This is a genomic window from Streptomyces sp. NPDC042336 (assembly GCF_055581985.1).
This window is the reverse complement of record NZ_JBVJEA010000009.1, coordinates 277,052-294,824: the sequence shown is the minus strand read 5'-3', so window position 1 is coordinate 294,824 and position 17,773 is coordinate 277,052. Positions and strand designations below refer to the sequence as shown.

General features: G+C 72.4%; 17 protein-coding genes. 7 read left to right on the top strand and 10 right to left on the bottom strand.

Features of this window, described 5'->3' with window-relative positions; all coding sequences use genetic code 11:
* Nucleotides 1-22: 22 nt before the first annotated feature.
* From ACZ6IM_RS21605 to ACZ6IM_RS21585, 5 genes are all read right to left on the bottom strand, one after another.
* Nucleotides 23-1,723, bottom strand: a complete 1,701-nt coding sequence (locus ACZ6IM_RS21605) for an acyl-CoA mutase large subunit family protein (protein WP_052840629.1) — start codon at nucleotides 1,721-1,723, stop codon at nucleotides 23-25.
* Between the two features lie 93 nt (nucleotides 1,724-1,816).
* A complete protein-coding gene (locus tag ACZ6IM_RS21600) occupies nucleotides 1,817-2,158 on the bottom strand; it encodes a DUF3817 domain-containing protein (RefSeq protein ID WP_052840630.1) in 342 nt (113 codons plus the stop codon).
* A gap of 87 nt (nucleotides 2,159-2,245) precedes the next feature.
* A complete protein-coding gene (locus ACZ6IM_RS21595; RefSeq protein WP_052840631.1) occupies nucleotides 2,246-2,755 on the bottom strand; it encodes a MarR family winged helix-turn-helix transcriptional regulator in 510 nt (169 codons plus the stop codon).
* An 89-nt stretch (nucleotides 2,756-2,844) separates the two neighbouring features.
* Nucleotides 2,845-3,138, bottom strand: a complete 294-nt coding sequence (locus ACZ6IM_RS21590; protein ID WP_052840632.1) for an MTH1187 family thiamine-binding protein — start codon at nucleotides 3,136-3,138, stop codon at nucleotides 2,845-2,847.
* Nucleotides 3,135-3,479 (bottom strand): DUF3817 domain-containing protein, encoded by a 345-nt coding sequence (locus tag ACZ6IM_RS21585; protein WP_052840633.1) that lies wholly within the window; start codon nucleotides 3,477-3,479, stop codon nucleotides 3,135-3,137. The genes ACZ6IM_RS21590 and ACZ6IM_RS21585 overlap by 4 nt, the downstream gene beginning before the upstream one ends.
* Before the next feature lie 185 nt (nucleotides 3,480-3,664).
* Between ACZ6IM_RS21585 and ACZ6IM_RS21580 the strand changes: the two genes are divergently transcribed.
* From ACZ6IM_RS21580 to ACZ6IM_RS21565, 4 genes are all read left to right on the top strand, one after another.
* A complete protein-coding gene (locus tag ACZ6IM_RS21580) occupies nucleotides 3,665-4,297 on the top strand; it encodes an AIM24 family protein (protein ID WP_052840634.1) in 633 nt (210 codons plus the stop codon).
* A gap of 1 nt (nucleotide 4,298) precedes the next feature.
* Nucleotides 4,299-4,949, top strand: a complete 651-nt coding sequence (locus tag ACZ6IM_RS21575; RefSeq protein WP_052840635.1) for an AIM24 family protein — start codon at nucleotides 4,299-4,301, stop codon at nucleotides 4,947-4,949.
* Nucleotides 4,946-5,722: an AIM24 family protein gene (locus tag ACZ6IM_RS21570; protein WP_052840636.1), complete on the top strand. Its 777-nt coding sequence runs from the start codon at nucleotides 4,946-4,948 to the stop codon at nucleotides 5,720-5,722. The genes ACZ6IM_RS21575 and ACZ6IM_RS21570 overlap by 4 nt, the downstream gene beginning before the upstream one ends.
* 101 nt (nucleotides 5,723-5,823) lie before the next feature.
* Entirely contained in the window at nucleotides 5,824-6,300 is a 477-nt protein-coding gene (locus tag ACZ6IM_RS21565) for a MarR family winged helix-turn-helix transcriptional regulator (RefSeq protein ID WP_052840637.1), read from the top strand.
* 25 nt (nucleotides 6,301-6,325) lie between these two features.
* Here the strand turns inward: ACZ6IM_RS21565 and ACZ6IM_RS21560 are convergent, their stop codons facing one another.
* On the bottom strand, nucleotides 6,326-7,735 hold the full coding sequence (locus ACZ6IM_RS21560; protein ID WP_052840638.1) for an ATP-binding protein: 1,410 nt from the start codon (nucleotides 7,733-7,735) through the stop codon (nucleotides 6,326-6,328).
* Complete coding sequence (locus ACZ6IM_RS21555; protein ID WP_052840639.1) at nucleotides 7,732-8,400, bottom strand: response regulator transcription factor; 669 nt, start codon at nucleotides 8,398-8,400, stop codon at nucleotides 7,732-7,734. Before ACZ6IM_RS21555 ends, ACZ6IM_RS21560 begins: the two co-directional genes overlap by 4 nt.
* Before the next feature lie 124 nt (nucleotides 8,401-8,524).
* Between ACZ6IM_RS21555 and ACZ6IM_RS21550 the strand changes: the two genes are divergently transcribed.
* Nucleotides 8,525-9,256, top strand: coding sequence for a PepSY domain-containing protein (locus tag ACZ6IM_RS21550; RefSeq protein ID WP_052840640.1), 732 nt, complete (start codon nucleotides 8,525-8,527; stop codon nucleotides 9,254-9,256).
* Here the strand turns inward: ACZ6IM_RS21550 and ACZ6IM_RS21545 are convergent.
* The 3 genes from ACZ6IM_RS21545 to ACZ6IM_RS21535 form a co-directional block, all read right to left on the bottom strand.
* Nucleotides 9,214-10,485, bottom strand: a complete 1,272-nt coding sequence (locus ACZ6IM_RS21545) for an MFS transporter (RefSeq protein WP_052840641.1) — start codon at nucleotides 10,483-10,485, stop codon at nucleotides 9,214-9,216. The two genes, ACZ6IM_RS21550 and ACZ6IM_RS21545, sit on opposite strands and share 43 nt — an antisense overlap.
* 245 nt (nucleotides 10,486-10,730) lie before the next feature.
* A complete protein-coding gene (gene meaB, locus ACZ6IM_RS21540; RefSeq protein WP_052840642.1) occupies nucleotides 10,731-11,687 on the bottom strand; it encodes a methylmalonyl Co-A mutase-associated GTPase MeaB in 957 nt (318 codons plus the stop codon).
* 67 nt (nucleotides 11,688-11,754) lie between these two features.
* Complete coding sequence (locus ACZ6IM_RS21535) at nucleotides 11,755-12,960, bottom strand: acetyl-CoA C-acetyltransferase (protein ID WP_469558243.1); 1,206 nt, start codon at nucleotides 12,958-12,960, stop codon at nucleotides 11,755-11,757.
* A 149-nt stretch (nucleotides 12,961-13,109) separates the two neighbouring features.
* Between ACZ6IM_RS21535 and mce the strand changes: the two genes are divergently transcribed.
* Both mce and scy read left to right on the top strand, forming a co-directional pair.
* The gene (mce, locus tag ACZ6IM_RS21530) at nucleotides 13,110-13,550 is read left to right on the top strand and encodes a methylmalonyl-CoA epimerase (RefSeq protein WP_030187341.1); all 441 of its coding nucleotides are present in this window, start codon (nucleotides 13,110-13,112) and stop codon (nucleotides 13,548-13,550) included.
* A gap of 234 nt (nucleotides 13,551-13,784) precedes the next feature.
* Nucleotides 13,785-17,765, top strand: a complete 3,981-nt coding sequence (scy, locus tag ACZ6IM_RS21525) for a polarized growth protein Scy (protein ID WP_052840644.1) — start codon at nucleotides 13,785-13,787, stop codon at nucleotides 17,763-17,765.
* Nucleotides 17,766-17,773: the final 8 nt, after the last annotated feature.

Genomic DNA, 17,773 nt, shown 5'->3' with positions numbered 1-17,773 from the left:
CGCCCGCACCGACACCGGGCACCTAGAAACCGGCAGGCTCCGTGTACACCCCCCACTCCTCCCGCAGCACCCCGCAGATCTCCCCCAGCGTCGCCTCCGCGCGCACCGCGTCCAGCATCGGCTCGATCATGTTCCCGCCCGACCGCGCCGCCGCCAGCATCGCGTCCAGCGCACCCCGCACGGCCGCGTCGTCGCGGGCGGCCCTGCGCTCGCCCAGGACCCGCACCTGCTCGCGCTCGACCTCGTGGCTGACCCGCAGGATCTCCAGGTCGCCGGTGACGGAGCCGGTGTGGACGTTGACGCCGACCACCCTCTTGTCGTCCTTCTCCAAAGCCTGCTGGTAGCGGAAGGCCGACTCGGCGATCTCACCGGTGAACCAGCCGTCCTCGATCCCGCGCAGGAGGCCGGAGGTGATCGGGCCGACGGGGTGCTGTCCGTCGGGGTGGGCCCGCAGCCCCCGCTCCTTGATCTGCTCGAAGATCTTCTCCGCGTCCGCCTCGATGCGGTCGGTCAGCTGCTCGATGAACCAGGAACCGCCCAGCGGGTCGGCGACGTTGGCGACGCCGGTCTCCTCCATCAGCACCTGCTGGGTGCGCAGGGCGATCTCCGCGGCCTGCTCGCTGGGCAGGGCGAGGGTCTCGTCGAGCGCGTTGGTGTGCAGGGAGTTGGTGCCGCCGAGCACCGCCGCGAGCGCCTCCACGGCCGTACGGACCACGTTGTTGTACGGCTGCTGCGCGGTCAGCGAGACACCGGCGGTCTGGGTGTGGAACCGCAGCCACTGCGCCTTGTCGGTCCGCGCCCCGTACACGTCCCGCATCCACCGCGCCCAGATCCTGCGCGCCGCGCGGAACTTGGCGATCTCCTCGAAGAAGTCGAGGTGCGCGTCGAAGAAGAAGGAGAGGCCGGGCGCGAAGACGTCCACGTCGAGGCCGCGGCTGAGCCCCAGCTCCACGTACCCGAAGCCGTCGGCGAGCGTGTACGCCAGCTCCTGCGCGGCCGTCGCGCCCGCCTCGCGGATGTGGTACCCGGAGACGGAGAGCGGCTTGTAGGCGGGGATGCCCGCCGCGCAGTACTCCATCAGGTCGCCGATCAGGCGCAGGTGCGGCTCCGGCTGGAAGAGCCACTCCTTCTGGGCGATGTACTCCTTGAAGATGTCGGTCTGCAGCGTGCCGTTGAGCACGGACGCGTCGACGCCCTGCCGCTCGGCGGCGACCAGGTACATGCAGAACACGGGCACGGCGGGCCCGCTGATCGTCATGGAGGTCGTCACGTCCCCGAGCGGGATGTCCTTGAAGAGGACCTCCATGTCGGCGGCCGAGTCGATGGCCACCCCGCAGTGCCCGACCTCGCCGAGCGAGCGCGGGTCGTCGGAGTCGCGGCCCATCAGCGTCGGCATGTCGAAGGCGACCGAGAGCCCGCCGCCGCCGTTGCGGAGGATCATCTTGTAGCGCTCGTTGGTCTGCTCGGCGTTGCCGAACCCGGCGAACTGCCGGATGGTCCACGTACGCCCCCGGTACCCGGTCGGATACAGGCCGCGGGTGAAGGGGTACTCGCCCGGCCAGCCGATCCGCTCGAAGCCCTCGTACTCGTCCCCGGGGCGGGGCCCGTACACCGGCTCCACGGGGTCTCCGGAGAGCGTGGTGAAGTCCGCGTCGCGCTTGCGCGCCGCGTCGTACCGGGCCTGCCAGCGAAGGCGGCCCTCTTCTATGGCGTGAGCGTCCATACCCTCGAATTTACTAGGACGTCCAAGTAAATGTCGATGGGGTACCGCCGTACGGGTGTCCGTACGACGGTGGGACGGCTCGTGAGGGGCCGGTTACGCCTTGGCGGCGGCCGGCGTCTCGGCGCCGGCGACCTTCGCGTCCAGCTCCTGGCTGACCTTGCGCTCCACGAAGAACGCCGCGGTCGGCACGGTCCCGGCGAGCAGCACCCAGAGCTGCTTCTTCACCGGCCACTTCGCCTTGGAGCCCAGGTCGAAGGCGAAGACCAGGTAGATCACGTACAGCCAGCCGTGGGCGATGCTGACGACCTGGGTGAAGTCGGCGGCGCCGCCCAGATCCAGGACGTACTTCGCGATCATGCCGAGGCACAGCGCGATCAGCAGCACTCCGGTGACGTACGCCATGACGCGGTAGCGGGTCAGCACGCTCTTTTTCATGGCTCCGAGCGTAACCGTCCGTTTCGCGCGATCTTCGACCGGGTCGGGCGACTCGCCGGGCCGGGCCGGCCCGCCGCGTCCCCTTGCTCAGTCCTCCTTGAAATCGCCCGCGGCGACCCGCAGCGGCCGGAGCATCGCGAAGATCTCCCCGCACTCCTCGGCGTCGTACGCGCCCAGGCCGAAGTCCATCGCCATCAGGTCGCGGGTGGCCGCCTCGACGACCTCGCGGCCCTTTTCGGTGATGGTGGCCAGCGTGCCGCGGCCGTCGTTGGGGTTGGGGCGCTTGGCCACCAGGCCGGAGCGCACCAGCCGGTCGACGGTGTTCGTCACGGAGGTGGGGTGGACCATCAGGCGCTCGCCGATCTTGGACATCGGCAGTTCGCCCGACTTGGAGAAGGTGAGCAGCACCAGCGCCTCGTACCGCGCGAACGTCAGCCCGTACGGCTTGACCACGGCGTCGACCTCGCCCAGCAGGATCTGCTGGGCCCGCATGATCGAGGTGATCGCGGCCATGGAGGGCACACCGCCCCAGCGCTGTGCCCAGAGTTCGTCGGCTCGGGCGATGGGATCGAAGGAGAGACTGAGGGGCTTCGGCACGGCAAGAGACCTTACCGGCCGGTCACATGCCGGTCAGCACCGTCTCGCCTTTCGATACCACCGCCCGCGCGGGCGTGCTCACCCGGCGCTCATCCGGCGAGGTGGCGCTCGACCGTCTCGACCTTCGACGTGAGGCCGTCCGTCACACCGGGGCGGATGTCCGCCTTGAGGACCAGGGAGACCCGCGGCGCCCGGGCCTCGACGGCGGCCACGGCACGCCGGACCACGTCCATGACCTCGTCCCACTCGCCCTCGATCGAGGTGAACATCGCGTCGGTGCGGTTCGGCAGCCCGGACTCGCGGACCACCCGGACGGCGTCGGCGACGTACTCCCCCACGTCCTCGCCGACACCGAGCGGTGTCACGGAGAAGGCGACGATCATGCGTTGACGATCCCTTCCTGGCGGGCGCGGGAGGCGATGACCGCGGTCTCGGCCTCGCGCTTGAGCTTGCGCTCGGCGAAGAAGCCGCCGGTCGGCAGGACCGAGAGGACGAAGTAGAGGGCGGCGGTCTTCAGCGGCCACTTGGCGCGGTTCCAGGCGTCCGCCCAGAAGAGCACGTACAGCACGAAGAGGACGCCGTGGATCATGCCCATCGCCGGCACCGCGTTGAAGTCGGTGGTCCGCTTCAGGACGGAGCAGACGAGCAGGAGGAGGAACGAGATCGCCTCGGGGGCCGAGACCAGGCGGAGGCGGCGGAGGGCGGTGGCGGTCTTGAGGTCCACGGGTCACCTTCGGTGGGAGGGAGTCGCTGACGGCGCGGCCGACGTGTGCGGTCCGCCTTGTGAACGGAAGCACAATCGTTCGCCCATTGTGGCAAACAATGCCCCAAGGGATGGACTCAGGGTCGGTCTCCACCCGTGGGCCCTGTTCCGTCCACCCATGGCGGGGCTACTTTCGCAGCGTGGCGATGTTCCGACTTCAAGGCAGCAAGGTCCTCGCCGTCGACATGACCCATGACGCCGTGAAGGCGAAGAACGGCTCGATGGTCGCGTACGACGGGGAGATGGCCTTCAAGAAGCTGAGCGGTGGCGGTGAGGGCATCCGGGGGATGGTGACCCGGCGGATCACCGGTGAGCAGATGACGGTGATGGAGGTGAGGGGGCAGGGGACCTGCTGGTTCGCGGACCGGGCCTCGGAGATCACCCTGGTGGGGCTCCAGGGCGACAAGCTGTACGTCGAGTCGAGCAACTTCCTGGCGGCCGACGCCGGGCTGCGCACCGGCACCAGTTTCACGGGCACGCGCGGCGCCTCCCAGGGCAACGGGCTGTTCACCACGACGATCGAGGGGCACGGGCAGGCGGCGATCATGTCCGACGGTCCCGCGGTGGTGCTGCGGGTCAGCGCGCAGTACCCGCTGACCGTCGACCCGGGGGCGTACGTCGCTCACCAGGGGAACCTGCGGCAGTCCTTCCAGTCGGGTGTGACCTTCCGCACGCTGTTCGGGGAGGGCGGCGGCGAGGCCTTCCAGATCCGCTTCGAGGGCGACGGACTGGTCTACGTGCAGCCGAGCGAGCGGAACACGATCGCGGGGGATGTCTGAGATGGCCTTCCAGGAGATCAACTCGAAGATGGTCCAGGCGACCGTCGCGCCCGGTCAGCGGCTGTTCAGCCAGCGCGGTGCCATGCTCGCCTACCGCGGCGAGGTGTCCTTCACCCCGAATCTGCGCGGCGGCCAGGGCGGGGTCATGTCGATGATCGGACGCCGGGTGGCGAACGAGGACACGCCGCTGATGACCGTCGAGGGCAGCGGCACCGTCTTCTTCGGGCACGGCGGCCACCACGTCCAGGTGATCAACCTCTCCGGCGACACCCTGTACGTCGAGGCGGACCGCCTCCTCGCCTTCGAGGGCACCCTGGAGCAGAGCACGGTGTTCCTCGGCTCACAGGGCGGCGTCATGGGGATGGTGCGGGGCCAGGTGAGCGGGCAGGGGCTGTTCACCACGTCCCTCAGGGGCCACGGCTCGGTGGCGGTGATGGCCCACGGCGGCGTGTTCGAGGTGCCCATCACCCCGCAGCGCCCGGTGCGCGTCGACCCGCAGGCCTACGTCGCCCACCACGGCGACGTGCGCAACAAGCTGTCCACGGCGCTGGGCTGGCGGGACATGGTGGGACGCGGCTCCGGCGAGGCGTTCCAGCTGGAGCTGAGCGGCAGCGGCACGGTGTTCGTCCAGGCGTCGGAGGAGAAGCTGTGAGCACGGTCCACCACGACCCGACGTCGCTGCCGGCCGACGACAACGTCAACGCGTACACCTTCTGCGTGGAGCTGAAGGGGAGCCAGTGGTTCCTGCAGAAGGGGAAGATGATCGCCTACTACGGGACGATCGACTTCAACGGGATCGGGCACGGCCGGCTGGACCGTCTGGTGCGTACGTCCTTCCATTCGCCTCTGCACGCGAGCGACTGGGTCGTGGCGGAGGGCTCGGGCAAGATGCTCCTCGCCGACCGGGCCTTCGACGTGAATTCGTACGACCTGGAGGACGGCAACCTGACCATTCGCTCCGGCAATCTGCTCGCTTTTCAGCCAAGCCTCGCGCTCAAGCAGTCGATCGTGCCGGGCTTCCTGACGCTGATCGGAACCGGAAAGTTCGTGGCCGCGTCGAACGGTCCGGTGGTGTTCGTGGAACCGCCGGTCCGGGTCGACCCGCAGGCCCTGGTCGGCTGGGCCGACTGCCCGTCCCCGTGCCACCACTACGACCACGGGTACATGACCGGCCTACTGGGCGGTCTACGTGCGATGACGGGGCTCGGCGGGGCCTCCGGGGAGGAGCACCAGTTCGAGTTCGTGGGGGCCGGCACGGTGCTGCTCCAGTCGAGCGAGGTACTCATGGCGGAGCAGGCCGTGGGGGCTCCGCCGCAGCAGGCCGGAGTGCCCGGAGGCGGCACCTCCGGTGCGCCGGGAGGCCGGTCGGGGGCACCGGGGCTTCCCGGACAGCTGGGGGACCTCCAGCGCCGCTTCGGGCTGTGAGCGGTAATCTGCGGAGTGTGACATCGAACGCGTGCGCACCGTCACCGTCACGGAAAACCCCTCACTAGTTCACCTTTCAACCTTTTAGGTAGACTTCATTCATGGAGACCGAGACGGCCACTCGCTGGCTGACCGATACGGAGCAGTGTGCCTGGCGCACCCACCTGGAGGTCAACAGGCTGTTGACGCACCAGCTCGAGAAGGACCTGCAGCCGTTCGGCCTGACAATGAACGACTACGAGATCCTGGTGAACCTCTCCGAGTCGGAGGGCGACAGGATGCGGATGAGCGACCTGGCCACCGCCACGATGCAGTCCAAGAGCCGCCTCTCCCACCAGATCACCCGCATGGAGAACGCGAACCTGGTCCGGCGGGAGAACTGCGAGTCCGACCGCCGCGGACTCTTCGCCGTCCTCACCGAGCACGGCCTGGCGACCATGCGGAAGGTCGCGCCGCACCATGTGGCCTCCGTCCGCAGGCACTTCATCGACCTGCTGGCCCCGGAGGACCTGACGGAGCTGGACAAGGCGCTCAAGCCCATCGCGGAACACCTGCGCGGGCAGCGCGGACGTCCCTGACCACGTCCTCGACGGCCGTGGAGGCCTAGGCACCCGGCAGGCGGAGCTCGAACAGGGCGCCGCCTGCCGGTGCGTCGTGCACCGTGAGGGTGCCGCCGTGCCGTACGGCGACGTCGCGGGCGATGGCCAGCCCGAGACCGGCGCCGCCGTCGTCTCGGCTGCGGGCGTCGTCGAGCCGGACGAAGCGCTCGAAGATCCGCTCCCGGTCGGCCGCCGGCACGCCCTCGCCGTCGTCGGCCACCGCGACCACCACCGCGTCCCCGTCCCGCCGTACGGACACCTCCACCGCCGAGCGGGCGTGCCGCTGGGCGTTGTCGAGCAGATTGGCCAGTACCCGCCCCAGCTGCCCCCGCGATCCGGCCACCCGCACCTCGCCCTCGTCCCGCACGCTCACCCCGGTCCGGCCCTCGGCCGCCTCCCGCGCGAGCGCCGCGAGGTCGACCCGGGCGTCCGCGGGCCGCTCCCCCGCGTCCAGCCTGGCCAGCAGCAACAGGTCGGCGGCGAGCCGCTGGAGCCGTACGGTGTCCGCCACGGCGCCCTCCAGGTCGAGCAGCTCCGGATGGGCGGCGGCCACCTCCAGCTGGGTGCGCAGCGACGCGATCGGGCTGCGCAGCTCGTGCGAGGCGTCCGCGACGAAGCCGCGCTGCCGCTCCACCGAGGACTCCAGCGCGGCCAGCGTCTCGTTGGTGGTCGTGGCGAGCCTGGCCACCTCGTCGTGGGTGCCCGGCACGGGGACGCGGCGGGCCAGGTCCTCGCTGGCGGTGATCGCGGCCATCTCCCGCCGGATGCCCTCCACCGGGCGCAGCGCGCGCCGGGTGACCAGCCAGGTCACCCATGCCACGACCGCGAGCAGCAGCGGGAAGCCGATCAGCATCACGGTCAGCGCGGTGTTCACGGCGCCGTGTTCGGCGGCGAGCGGGGCACCGGCGTAGACGGTGAGCTGCTCGCCGCCCCTGGTCTCCACCGGGACGGTGACGAAGCGGTAGTCCTCCGTGTCGCCGTCGACGGTCGCGGTGCCGTCGCCGACGGTGGCCGGCTCGCCGATCTCCCCGGCTTCGAGCGACGCGTCGGAGTCGTCGTCGTCCGCGTCCTCCCCGTCGTCGCGCGTGGCGGCCGGCCGGGGCTGCACCGCGTCGACGCCGGTGCCGGTGATCCGCTCCAGGTCCTCGCTGGCGGCCACCAGGGTGCCCGCCTCGTCGACGACCTGCACCGGGCGGTCGTCGACGTCCAGGTTCAGCTCGGTGTAGCGCGTTCCGACGGCCAGTGCGGTCGCCACGTCCCGCGCCGAGCGCTCCGCCTGGGTGCCCGCCTCGCCGAGCAGGTTGGAGCGCAGGGACAGCAGGACGGCGGTACCGGCCGCGACGAGGGCGACGGCGACCACGAGGGTCGCGGCGAGCGTGGCACGGGCCCGCACCGAGCCGAAGAGGCGGCTCACCGCCCGGTCTCCAGCCGGTAGCCGGCGCCGCGCACGGTCCGGATGAGCCCGGCGCGCAGCTTGCGCCTGAGCGCGCTGACGTACACCTCGACGATGTTCGGGTCGCCGTCGTAGGCGAAGTCCCAGACGTGCTCCAGGATCTCCGCCTTGGACACCACCTCTCCGGCCCGCACCACGAGCTGCTCCAGGACGGCGAACTCCTTGGCGGTGAGGGTGGCCTCGTCCTCGCCGAGGAAGACCCGGCGGGCGGCGGTGTCGACCCGGAGGTCGCCGTGGACGTGCACGGGTGAGGCACCGGCGCCCTGCGCCCGCCGCCGCAGCAGGGCTTTCACGCGGGCGACGAGGACGACGTAGGAGAAGGGCTTGGTGAGGTAGTCGTCCGCGCCGGTGTCCAGGCCCTCGGCCTCGTCGTACTCGCCGTCCTTGGCGGTGAGCATCAGGATCGGCACGTCGTGCCCGGCGGCGCGCAGGGCGGCGCAGACCCGGTAGCCGTTGAGGCCGGGCAGCATGATGTCGAGGATGACGAGGTCGTGCACGCCCTCGCCCGCCCGGTGCAGTCCCTCCAAGCCGTCGTGGACGACGTCCACCGCGTATCCCTCCGCGGTGAGGCCCTTGGCGAGCGACACGGCGAGGCGCTTCTCGTCCTCCACGATCAACAGGCGCATGTGTAGAGGGTCCCAAAACGGAGCTGAAGATCGCTTCAGGCGGCTTCAGCCTGGCCTCAGCGTCGGTCCGCGACAGTGAAGTCACCGAAACCCGCTGGACTCTGGACGACTCGGAGGAAACCTCATGAAGCGCAACATCGTGATCGCCGCCGTCACCGCCGCCGCACTGATCGGAGGCGGTACGGCCACGGCCCTGGCGACGACGGGGGACGACGACCGGGGCACGGCGCCCCGCGCGGACGTGAGCGTGTCGGACGACGGCGGCGTACGGGACGAGGCCGGGGACCGCGACGACGACCGGGGCGACGACCGGCGCGACGACTCCGACGGCGCCGCCTCCCCGAAGGTGACGGCGGCCGGCGCCATCGCCTCCGCCCTCGCGGACACCCCCGGCACCGCCGTCTCCGCCGAGCTGGACGACGAGGACGCCGACGGCGACGACGGCGACGACCGCCGGGAGCGCGCGGCCTGGGAGGTCGACGTGCTCTCCGGCGACGGCACCTGGCACAGCGTCCGGGTCGACCCGGCCACCGGCAAGGTGATGGGCTCGGAGCGGGACGACGACGAGGACGACACAGCCGAGGTGCGCGCGGCCCTCAAGGGTGCCTCCGTCGACGCCGCCGAGGCGGCGAAGGCGGCGGCGGGACACGGGACCGTCACCTCCGTCGAGCTGGACGAGGACGGCCACCACGGCGACGGCAAGACCGCCTGGGACGCCCAGACGCACGCCTCCGGCAAGGGCGAGCAGGACTGGCGGGTCGACCCGGCGACCGGCAAGGTCACGGCCGACCGCTCGGACGACGCGCACGGCTCTCACGACTCGGACGACGCCGACGACGGCTTCGACGACGACTGACCGGCCCCGCCCGACCGGGCGCGACCACGGCGGCGGTACCCCGGCACCAGTGCCGCCGCCGCGGCGACCGCGCCGGACACCGCGAAGCACACCGGCAGGGGCAACCGCTCCACCAGCAGGCCCACCGCGGCGGCGCCGGCCGACATCCCGGCGTTCACGGCGGTGTTGCACCACGCGCCCGCCCGGACCCGGAAACCGGGTGCCACGCTCTCGTCGGCGATCAGGTACGCGGTGGTCAGCGCCGGGGCCACGAACAGGCCCGCGCACATGACGGCCAGGACCAGCGTGCCGAGTCCGGGCGCGAGGCCCGCGGCGGCGAGGCAGAGACCGACCCCGGCCGCGAAGATCGGGAGCCGCGCCCGGGTGGGCGAACTCCAGGCGACGGCGCCGTTGACGAGCCCGCCGACCGCACTGCCCACCGAGAGCGCCGCGAGCACCCAGGCGACCGCGCCGTCCCCGAGGCCGTGTTCCCCCGCGAAGGCCACGACGAGGAGGTCGACGGCGCTCACCGAGACGCCGACGGCCGCCGCGACCACGACGGGCTGCAGCAGTGCCCGGCCCTGCCCTGGGCCGCCCCGACCGGGTGCGGGGCCGTCGCTCTCCCCCCGCCCCGCCGGGCGCAGCGCCGCGGTCGCCGGTGAGGTCACGAAGGCGAGGGTGCCGACCGCCACCAGCACCGCGCTGAGCACGACGCCGACCACCGGCGACGCAACGGCGACGATGCCGCCGACCAGGAGCGGGCCGGAGACGAAGAGCAGTTCCTCGGCGACGCCGTCCACGCTGTAGGCCCGCTGCAACATCCGCCGGTCCGGGAGCAGTTCGGCCCACACCGCGCGCATCACGGGGCCGAGCGGGGGCGTGCAGGCGCCCGCGAGCGCGGCGGTCACCGCGAGGACGGTCTCGGAGGTGCCCGGACGCCGGCAGACCGCCGCCAGCACGCAGAGCAGGACGGCGTAGAGCAGGGCCATGGGCGGCAGGGCCCGGCGCGGACCGTGCCGGTCGACGAGGGATGCGCGCCAGGGGGACAGGAAGACGCTCGTGGCGCCGAAGAGCGCCATGACCAGGCCGGCCACGGCGTAGGACCCGGTGGACCGGGTCAGGGAGAGCATCAGGGAGAGGGAGACCGTGCCGTACGACAGCCGGCCGACGAGGGCGGCCGCGAAGGTGCGGCGGGCATGGGGGACACGGAGCACGGCGGCGTACGAGGGCCGCGGAAGGGGCGTGGACACGCGAAGGGTTCCTCAGCAGGAAGGCAACTAGGGGACGCCGATGCGCGCGACGGCCGGATGCGGCGGTCGCGTGCGGGGCGGGTCCTAGGCCAAGAGGAGGAACACGCGGGTGAGTTTAGCCCGTCCGGCGTTTGAGGACGAGGCCGTTCAGGCCGAAAGGGGGGTCTGGGGGCGCAGCCCCCAGGGACGGGAAGGGGCGGCGGGGACGAAAGAAGCTGTACGCCGGAAAGCCGCCCCGCGCCCACTCAGCCCTCGGTCAGCCCCGCCACCAACTCGTCCGCCGCCCGGTACGGGTCCAGCTCCCCCGCGACGATCCGCTCCGCCAGCGCCCCCAGCCGCCGGTCGCCGTGCAGGTCGCCGATGCGTTCGCGCAGGGTGGTGACGGCGATGGTCTCGACCTCGCGGGCCGCCCGGGCGCGGCGGCGCTCGGTGAGCACGTCCCGTTCCTCCATCCACGCGCGGTGCTTCTCCAGCGCCTCGACGACCTCGTCGACGCCCTCGCCGCGCGCGGCGACCGTCTTGACGATGGGCGGGCGCCAGTCGCCGGCGGCGCGGGCCTCGCCGAGGCCCAGCATGTGGTTCAGCTCGCGGGCGGTGGCGTCGGCGCCGTCGCGGTCCGCCTTGTTGACGACGTAGACGTCGCCGATCTCCAGGATTCCGGCCTTGGCGGCCTGGATGCCGTCGCCCATTCCGGGGGCGAGCAGGACGACGGAGGTGTCGGCCTGGGAGGCGATCTCGACCTCCGACTGGCCGACGCCCACCGTCTCGACCAGGACCACGTCGCAGCCGGCCGCGTCCAGGACGCGGATGGCTTGCGGCGCGGCCCAGGCGAGGCCGCCGAGGTGGCCGCGGGTCGCCATCGAGCGGATGTAGACGCCCGGGTCGGAGGCGTGCTCCGACATCCGCACCCGGTCGCCGAGCAGGGCGCCGCCGGAGAAGGGGGAGGAGGGGTCGACGGCGAGCACGCCGACCCGCCTGCCCTGTTTGCGGTACGCCGTCACCAGCGCCGAGGTGGACGTCGACTTGCCGACGCCCGGGGAGCCGGTCAGGCCGACCACGTAGGCGTTGCCGGTGAGCGGCGCGAGCGCCTCCATGACCTCCCTGAGCTGCGGGGACGCCCCCTCCACCAGGGAGATCAGCCGGGCCACGGCCCGCGGCCGGCCTTCTCGGGCCTGGGCCACCAGTGAGGAGACGTCCTGCATCACAGCTCCGTTCAGCTCCGTTCTGCGAGATCTCGTGTCCCTGCTGAGATCCCGTGTCTGTGGGGTGTCAGGCCCCGGGGACCCGCACGATCAGCGCGTCGCCCTGACCGCCGCCGCCGCACAGTGCCGCCGCGCCGACGCCGCCGCCGCGCCGCTTCAGTTCCAGGGCGAGGTGCAGCACCAGCCGGGCGCCGGACATGCCGATCGGGTGGCCCAGGGCGATGGCACCACCGTTGACGTTCACCTTTTCGGTGGATACGCCGAGGTCCTTCATTGACTGCACGGCGACGGCCGCGAAGGCCTCGTTGATCTCGATGAGGTCGAGGTCGCCGACCTCCAGGCCCTCCTTCTTCAGGGCGTGCCGGATGGCGTTCGACGGCTGCGACTGCAAAGAGTTGTCCGGGCCCGCGACATTGCCGTGGGCGCCGATCTCCGCGATCCACTCCAGGCCCAGCTCCTCGGCCTTGGCCCTGCTCATGACGACCACGGCCGCCGCGCCGTCGGAGATCTGCGAGGAGGAGCCCGCGGTGATGGTGCCGTCCTTGGCGAAGGCGGGGCGGAGCCTGCCGAGCGACTCGGCGGTGGTGTCGCCGCGGATGCCCTCGTCCTTGCTGAACAGCACCGGGTCGCCCTTGCGCTGCGGGATCTCGACCGGGGTGATCTCGGCGTCGAAGACGCCGTTCTTCTGGGCGGCGGCGGCGCGCTGGTGGGACAGGGCGGCGATCTCGTCCTGGGCGGCGCGCTCGATGCCGAGCCGGGTGTTGTGCTTCTCCGTGGACTCGCCCATGGCGATGTTCTCGAAGGAGTCGGTGAGGCCGTCGTGGGCCATGGCGTCGATCATCTGGACCGCGCCGTACTTGTAGCCCTCGCGGGACCCCGGCAGCAGGTGCGGGGCGTTGGTCATGGACTCCTGGCCGCCGGCGACGATCACGTCGAATTCACCCGCGCGAATGAGCTGGTCGGCGAGTGCGATGGCGTCGAGGCCGGAGAGGCAGACCTTGTTGACCGTGAGCGCCGGGACGCTCATGGGGATGCCGGCCTTGACGGCGGCCTGGCGGGCGGGGATCTGCCCGGCGCCCGCCTGGAGCACCTGCCCCATGATCACGTACTGGACCTGGTCGCCGCCGATCCCCGCGCGGTCGAGCGCGGCCTTGATCGCGAATCCGCCGAGGTCGGCCCCGGAGAAGGACTTCAGGGAGCCGAGCAGCCGCCCCATCGGGGTGCGGGCACCCGCGACGATGACGGAAGTCGTGCCGTTCGATGCAGAAGACATGGGCTGCGATCCCCTTTTCCGGCCCGCACAGGCCGAGGAGTGAACGAGGGTTTACTCGAATGTACTGAGCGGTATCCCGCCCGTCACCGGGCTGTCGGTGTGATCGCGCGCACGTTGCGTAACCACCTCCGGAGCGCTGCACTGAAACCATGCTGACGCGAATCGACCACATCGGAATCGCCTGCCACGACCTCGACGCGACCGTCGACTTCTACCGTGCCACCTACGGCTTCGAGGTGTTCCACACCGAGGTCAACGAGGAGCAGGGGGTCCGCGAGGCCATGCTCAAGATCAACGATACGTCGGACGGCGGCGCCTCGTACCTCCAGCTCCTGGAGCCCACCCGCGAGGACTCCGCGGTCGGCAAGTGGCTCGCGAAGAACGGCGAGGGCGTCCACCACATCGCGTTCGGTACGGCGGACGTGGACGCGGACGCCGCGGACATCCGGGGCAAGGGCGTTCGTGTGCTGTACGACGAGCCCCGGCGCGGTTCCATGGGGTCGCGGATCACCTTCCTGCACCCCAAGGACTGCCATGGCGTCCTGACAGAACTGGTCACATCGGCGGCCGTTGAGTCACCTGAGCACTGACCCTCGTACATAGGGGCCGGTAGGGTTGGGTGCGGTCGCCGCTCGATCCAGGGTGACCCGGTCCTGTCATCGTGCGACGACGGGACCGCCGGGGTCGTGTTTCGGGGGGTCGGCGACGGGGCAGCAGCACATGCTCCGCCGTTGATCTGACACCATTCCCCGGGGGCCCCGTCCGGCGGACGGACGGAGCCCGTTCGGGAAGATTTGCGACCAGGGGACGGATGGGACCGCGCAGTGCGGGGCTACGAGAGCCAGGAGCGAGAGCCGGCGGCTGACGTCGACCACCTCTCTCGGTTCGAGGCCGAGATGAAGCGGCTGAAGACCGAGCGGGAAAAGGCGATCCAGCACGCCGAGGACCTCGGCTACCAGGTCGAGGTGCTGCGCGCCAAGCTGCACGAGGCGCGCCGCACCATCATGTCCCGGCCCGCCTTCGACGGCGGCGACATCGGGTACCAGGCCGAGCAGTTGCTGCGCAACGCGCAGACGCAGGCCGACCAGCTGCGCGCCGACGCGGAGCGCGAGCTGAGCCAGGCGCGGGCGCAGACCCAGCGGATCCTCCAGGAGCACGCCGAGCAGGCCGCCCGGCTCCAGGCGGAGCTGCACCAGGAGGCGGTGACCCGCCGCCAGCAGCTGGACCAGGAGCTGGCCGAGCGCCGGCAGACCGTCGAGTCGCACGTCAACGAGAACGTCGCCTGGGCCGAGCAGCTGCGCGCCCGCACCGAGCAGCAGGCCCGGCGCCTGCTCGACGAGTCCCGTGCCGAGGCCGAGCAGGCGATGGCCGCGGCCCGCGCGGAGGCGGAGCGGCTGACCGCCGAGGCCCGTCAGCGGCTGCGCAGCGACGCGGAGAGCGCGCGTGCCGAGGCCGAGCAGATCCTGCGCCGGGCTCGGGCCGACGCCGAGCGGCTGCTGAACGCCGCCTCGACGCAGGCGCAGGAGGCCACCGACCACGCCGAGCAGCTGCGCAGCTCCACCGTCACCGAGTCGGAGTCCACCCGCCGCGAGGTCCAGGAGCTGAGCCGGGCCGCCGAGCAGCGCATGTCGGAGGCCGAGGAGGCGCTGCGCAAGGCGCAGGCCGAGGCCGAGAAGGTGGTCGCCGAGGCCGAGGAGGCCGCGGCCAAGGCGCTGTCGAGCGCCGAGGCCACCAACGAGCAGCGCACCCGTACCGCCAAGGAGCAGGTCGCCCGGCTGGTCGGCGAGGCCACCAAGGACGCGGAGAACACCAGGTCCGAGGCCGAGCAGGTGGTCGCGGACGCCCGTGCCGAGGCCGAGCGGATCGTCGCCGAGGCCGCCGAGAAGGCCCGCACCATCACGGCCGAGGAGTCGGCCACGCAGCTGTCCAAGGCTGCCAAGACCGCCGAGGACGTGCTGAACAAGGCGTCGGAGGACGCCAAGCGGACCACGAAGGCCGCCACCGAGGAGGCCGAGCGGATCCGCACGGAGGCCGAGGCCGAGGCGGACCGGCTGCGCGCCGAGGCGCACGACATCGCCGAGCAGCTCAAGGGCGCGGCGAAGGACGACACCAAGGAGTACCGCGCCAAGACGGTCGAGCTGCAGGAGGAGGCGCGCCGGCTGCGCGGCGAGGCCGAGCAGCTGCGGGCCGAGGCGGTCGCCGAGGGCGAGAAGATCCGCGCCGAGGCCCGCAAGGAGGCCGTGGCGCAGATCGAGGAGGCGGCGAAGACCGCCGAGGAGCTGCTCGCCAAGGCCAAGGCGGACGCGGACGAGCTGCGGCAGTCCGCGACGGCGGACAGCGAGAAGGTCCGCACCGAGGCCATCGAGCGGGCGACGACCCTGCGCCGGCAGGCCGAGGAGACCCTGGAGCGCACCCGTGCGGAGGCCGAGCGGCACCGCGCGGAGGCCGCCGAGCGGGTGGAGGAGCTCCAGGAGGAGGCCGAGCGGGCCGCCCGCGAGCTGCGCGAGGAGACCGAGCGCGCCGTCGAGGCCCGGCAGGCGGAGGCCGCCGAGGAGCTGACGCGGCTGCACACCGAGGCCGAGGAGCGCCGCACCGCCGCCGAGCAGGCGCTGAGCGAGGCCCGCGAGGAGGGCGAGCGGATCCGCCGCGAGGCCGCGGAGGAGAGCGAGCGGCTGCGCACCGAGGCCGCGGAGCGGATCCGTACGCTCCAGCAGCAGGCCGAGACGGAGGCCGAGCGGCTGCGCACCGAGGCCGCCGCGGACGCGTCCGCCTCCCGCGCGGAGGGCGAGGCCGTCGCCGTACGGCTGCGCACGGAGGCCGCGAGCGAGGCGGAGCGGCTGAAGACGGAGGCGCAGGAGAGCGCCGACCGGGTGCGGGCGGAGGCGCAGACCGCCGCCGAGCGCATCGCCGCCGAGGCGTCCGAGGCGCTGGCCGCCGCCCAGGAGGAGGCCGCCCGGCGCCGCCGCGAGGCGGAGGAACTGCTCGGGTCCGCCCGGCAGGAGGCCGACCAGGAGCGCGAGCGGGCCCGCGAGCAGAGCGAGGAGCTGCTGGCCTCGGCGCGCAACCGCGTGGAGGAGGCCCAGGCGGAGGCGGTCCGGCTGGTCGAGGAGGCCGACCGGCGCGCCACCGAGATGGTGTCGGCCGCCGAGCAGCACGCGACGCAGGTGCGGGAGTCGGTCGCCGGGCTGCACGAGCAGGCCCAGGAGGAGATCACCGGCCTGCGCAGCGCCGCCGAGCACGCCGCCGAGCGCACCCGGCGCGAGGCCGAGGAGGAGGCGGACCGGGTCCGCGCCGACGCCTACGCGGAGCGCGAGCGGGCGAGCGAGGACGCCGGGCGGCTCAGGCGTGAGGCGCAGGAGGAGACCGAGGCCGCCAAGACGCTGGCCGAGCGGACCGTGTCCGAGGCCATCACCGAGGCCGACCGGATCCGCGCGGACGTCTCCGAGCACGCCCAGCGGGTACGCACGGAGGCCTCCGACGCCATCGCCGAGGCGGAGCAGTCCGCGGCCCGCACCCGGGCGGACGCCCGCGAGGACGCCAACCGCATCCGGTCCGACGCAGCGACGCAGGCGGACACACTGATCACCGAGGCGCGTTCGGAGGCGGAGCGGCTCACCACGCAGACGGCGGCCGAGACGGAGCGGATCCGCACTCAGACGCTCGCGGAGGCGGAGCGCGTCACCGCCGAGGCGGCGAGCGAGGCCGAGCGGGTACGGACCGAGGCGGCCACCGAGGCGGAGCGGCTGCGCACCGAGACGATCGCCGAGGCCGACCGGGTCAGGGCCGAGGCGAGCGCCCGGGCCGAGCAGCTGGTCTCGGACGCCACCGGGGAGGCGGAGCGGCTGCGGGCCGAGGCCGCCGACACGGTCGGCTCGGCCCAGCAGCACGCCGAGCGGATTCGCACCGAGGCGGACCGGGTCCGCCGCGAGGCGGCCGCGGAGGCCGAGCGGGTCACCACGGCGGCCCGCGAGGAGGCCGAGCGCACCCTCGACGAGGCCCGCAAGGACGCCAACAAACGGCGCTCGGAGGCCGCCGAGCAGGTCGACACGCTCATCACGGAGACCACCGCCGAGGCCGACAAGCTGCTCACCGAGGCGCAGCAGCAGGCGCAGAAGACCACCGCGGACGCCGAGTCGCAGGCCGACACCATGGTCGGCGCGGCCCGCACGGAGGCCGACCGGATCGTCTCGGAGGCGACCGTCGAGGGCAACACCCGGGTGGAGAAGGCCCGTACGGACGCGGACGAGCTGCTGGTCGGCGCCCGCCGGGACGCGACCGCCATAAGGGAGCGCGCGGAGGAGCTGCGCGAGCGCCTCACCTCCGAGATCGAGGAGCTGCACGAGCGGGCCCGCCGCGAGGCCGCCGAGACGATGAAGTCGGCCGGCGACCGCTGCGACGCGCTCGTCAAGGCCGCCGAGGAGCAGCTCGCCAAGGCGGAGGCGAAGGCCAAGGAGCTGGTGTCGGAGGCCAATTCCGAGGCGGGCAAGGTGCGCATCGCCGCCGTCAAGAAGGCCGAGGGGCTGCTCAAGGAGGCCGAGCAGAAGAAGGCCACCCTGGTCCGCGAGGCCGAGGAGCTGAAGGCCGAGGCGGTCCGCGAGGCCCGGCGCACGGTCGACGAGGGCAAGCGCGAGCTGGAGGTGCTGGCCCGGCGCCGCGAGGACATCAACGCGGAGATCTCCCGGGTGCAGGACGTGCTGGAGGCACTGGAGTCGTTCGAGGCGCCCGGGGGCGCGAAGGACAACGGGGTGAAGGCCGGAGCGACGGTGGGCGCCCCACGTTCGGGTGGCAAGTCGTCAGACGGCTAGCATTCGGG

What these genes read in the sequence shown, in the direction of transcription:
- ACZ6IM_RS21605 (WP_052840629.1), bottom strand. Translation starts at nt 1,723, where the DNA reads ATGGACGCTCACGCCATAGAAGAGGGCCGCCTTCGCTGGCAGGCCCGG.
- ACZ6IM_RS21600 (WP_052840630.1), bottom strand. Translation starts at nt 2,158, where the DNA reads ATGAAAAAGAGCGTGCTGACCCGCTACCGCGTCATGGCGTACGTCACC.
- ACZ6IM_RS21590 (WP_052840632.1), bottom strand. Translation starts at nt 3,138, where the DNA reads ATGATCGTCGCCTTCTCCGTGACACCGCTCGGTGTCGGCGAGGACGTG.
- ACZ6IM_RS21580 (WP_052840634.1), top strand. Translation starts at nt 3,665, where the DNA reads ATGTTCCGACTTCAAGGCAGCAAGGTCCTCGCCGTCGACATGACCCAT.
- ACZ6IM_RS21575 (WP_052840635.1), top strand. Translation starts at nt 4,299, where the DNA reads ATGGCCTTCCAGGAGATCAACTCGAAGATGGTCCAGGCGACCGTCGCG.
- ACZ6IM_RS21565 (WP_052840637.1), top strand. Translation starts at nt 5,824, where the DNA reads ATGGAGACCGAGACGGCCACTCGCTGGCTGACCGATACGGAGCAGTGT.
- ACZ6IM_RS21555 (WP_052840639.1), bottom strand. Translation starts at nt 8,400, where the DNA reads ATGCGCCTGTTGATCGTGGAGGACGAGAAGCGCCTCGCCGTGTCGCTC.
- ACZ6IM_RS21550 (WP_052840640.1), top strand. Translation starts at nt 8,525, where the DNA reads ATGAAGCGCAACATCGTGATCGCCGCCGTCACCGCCGCCGCACTGATC.
- meaB (WP_052840642.1), bottom strand. Translation starts at nt 11,687, where the DNA reads ATGCAGGACGTCTCCTCACTGGTGGCCCAGGCCCGAGAAGGCCGGCCG.
- ACZ6IM_RS21535 (WP_469558243.1), bottom strand. Translation starts at nt 12,960, where the DNA reads ATGTCTTCTGCATCGAACGGCACGACTTCCGTCATCGTCGCGGGTGCC.
- mce (WP_030187341.1), top strand. Translation starts at nt 13,110, where the DNA reads ATGCTGACGCGAATCGACCACATCGGAATCGCCTGCCACGACCTCGAC.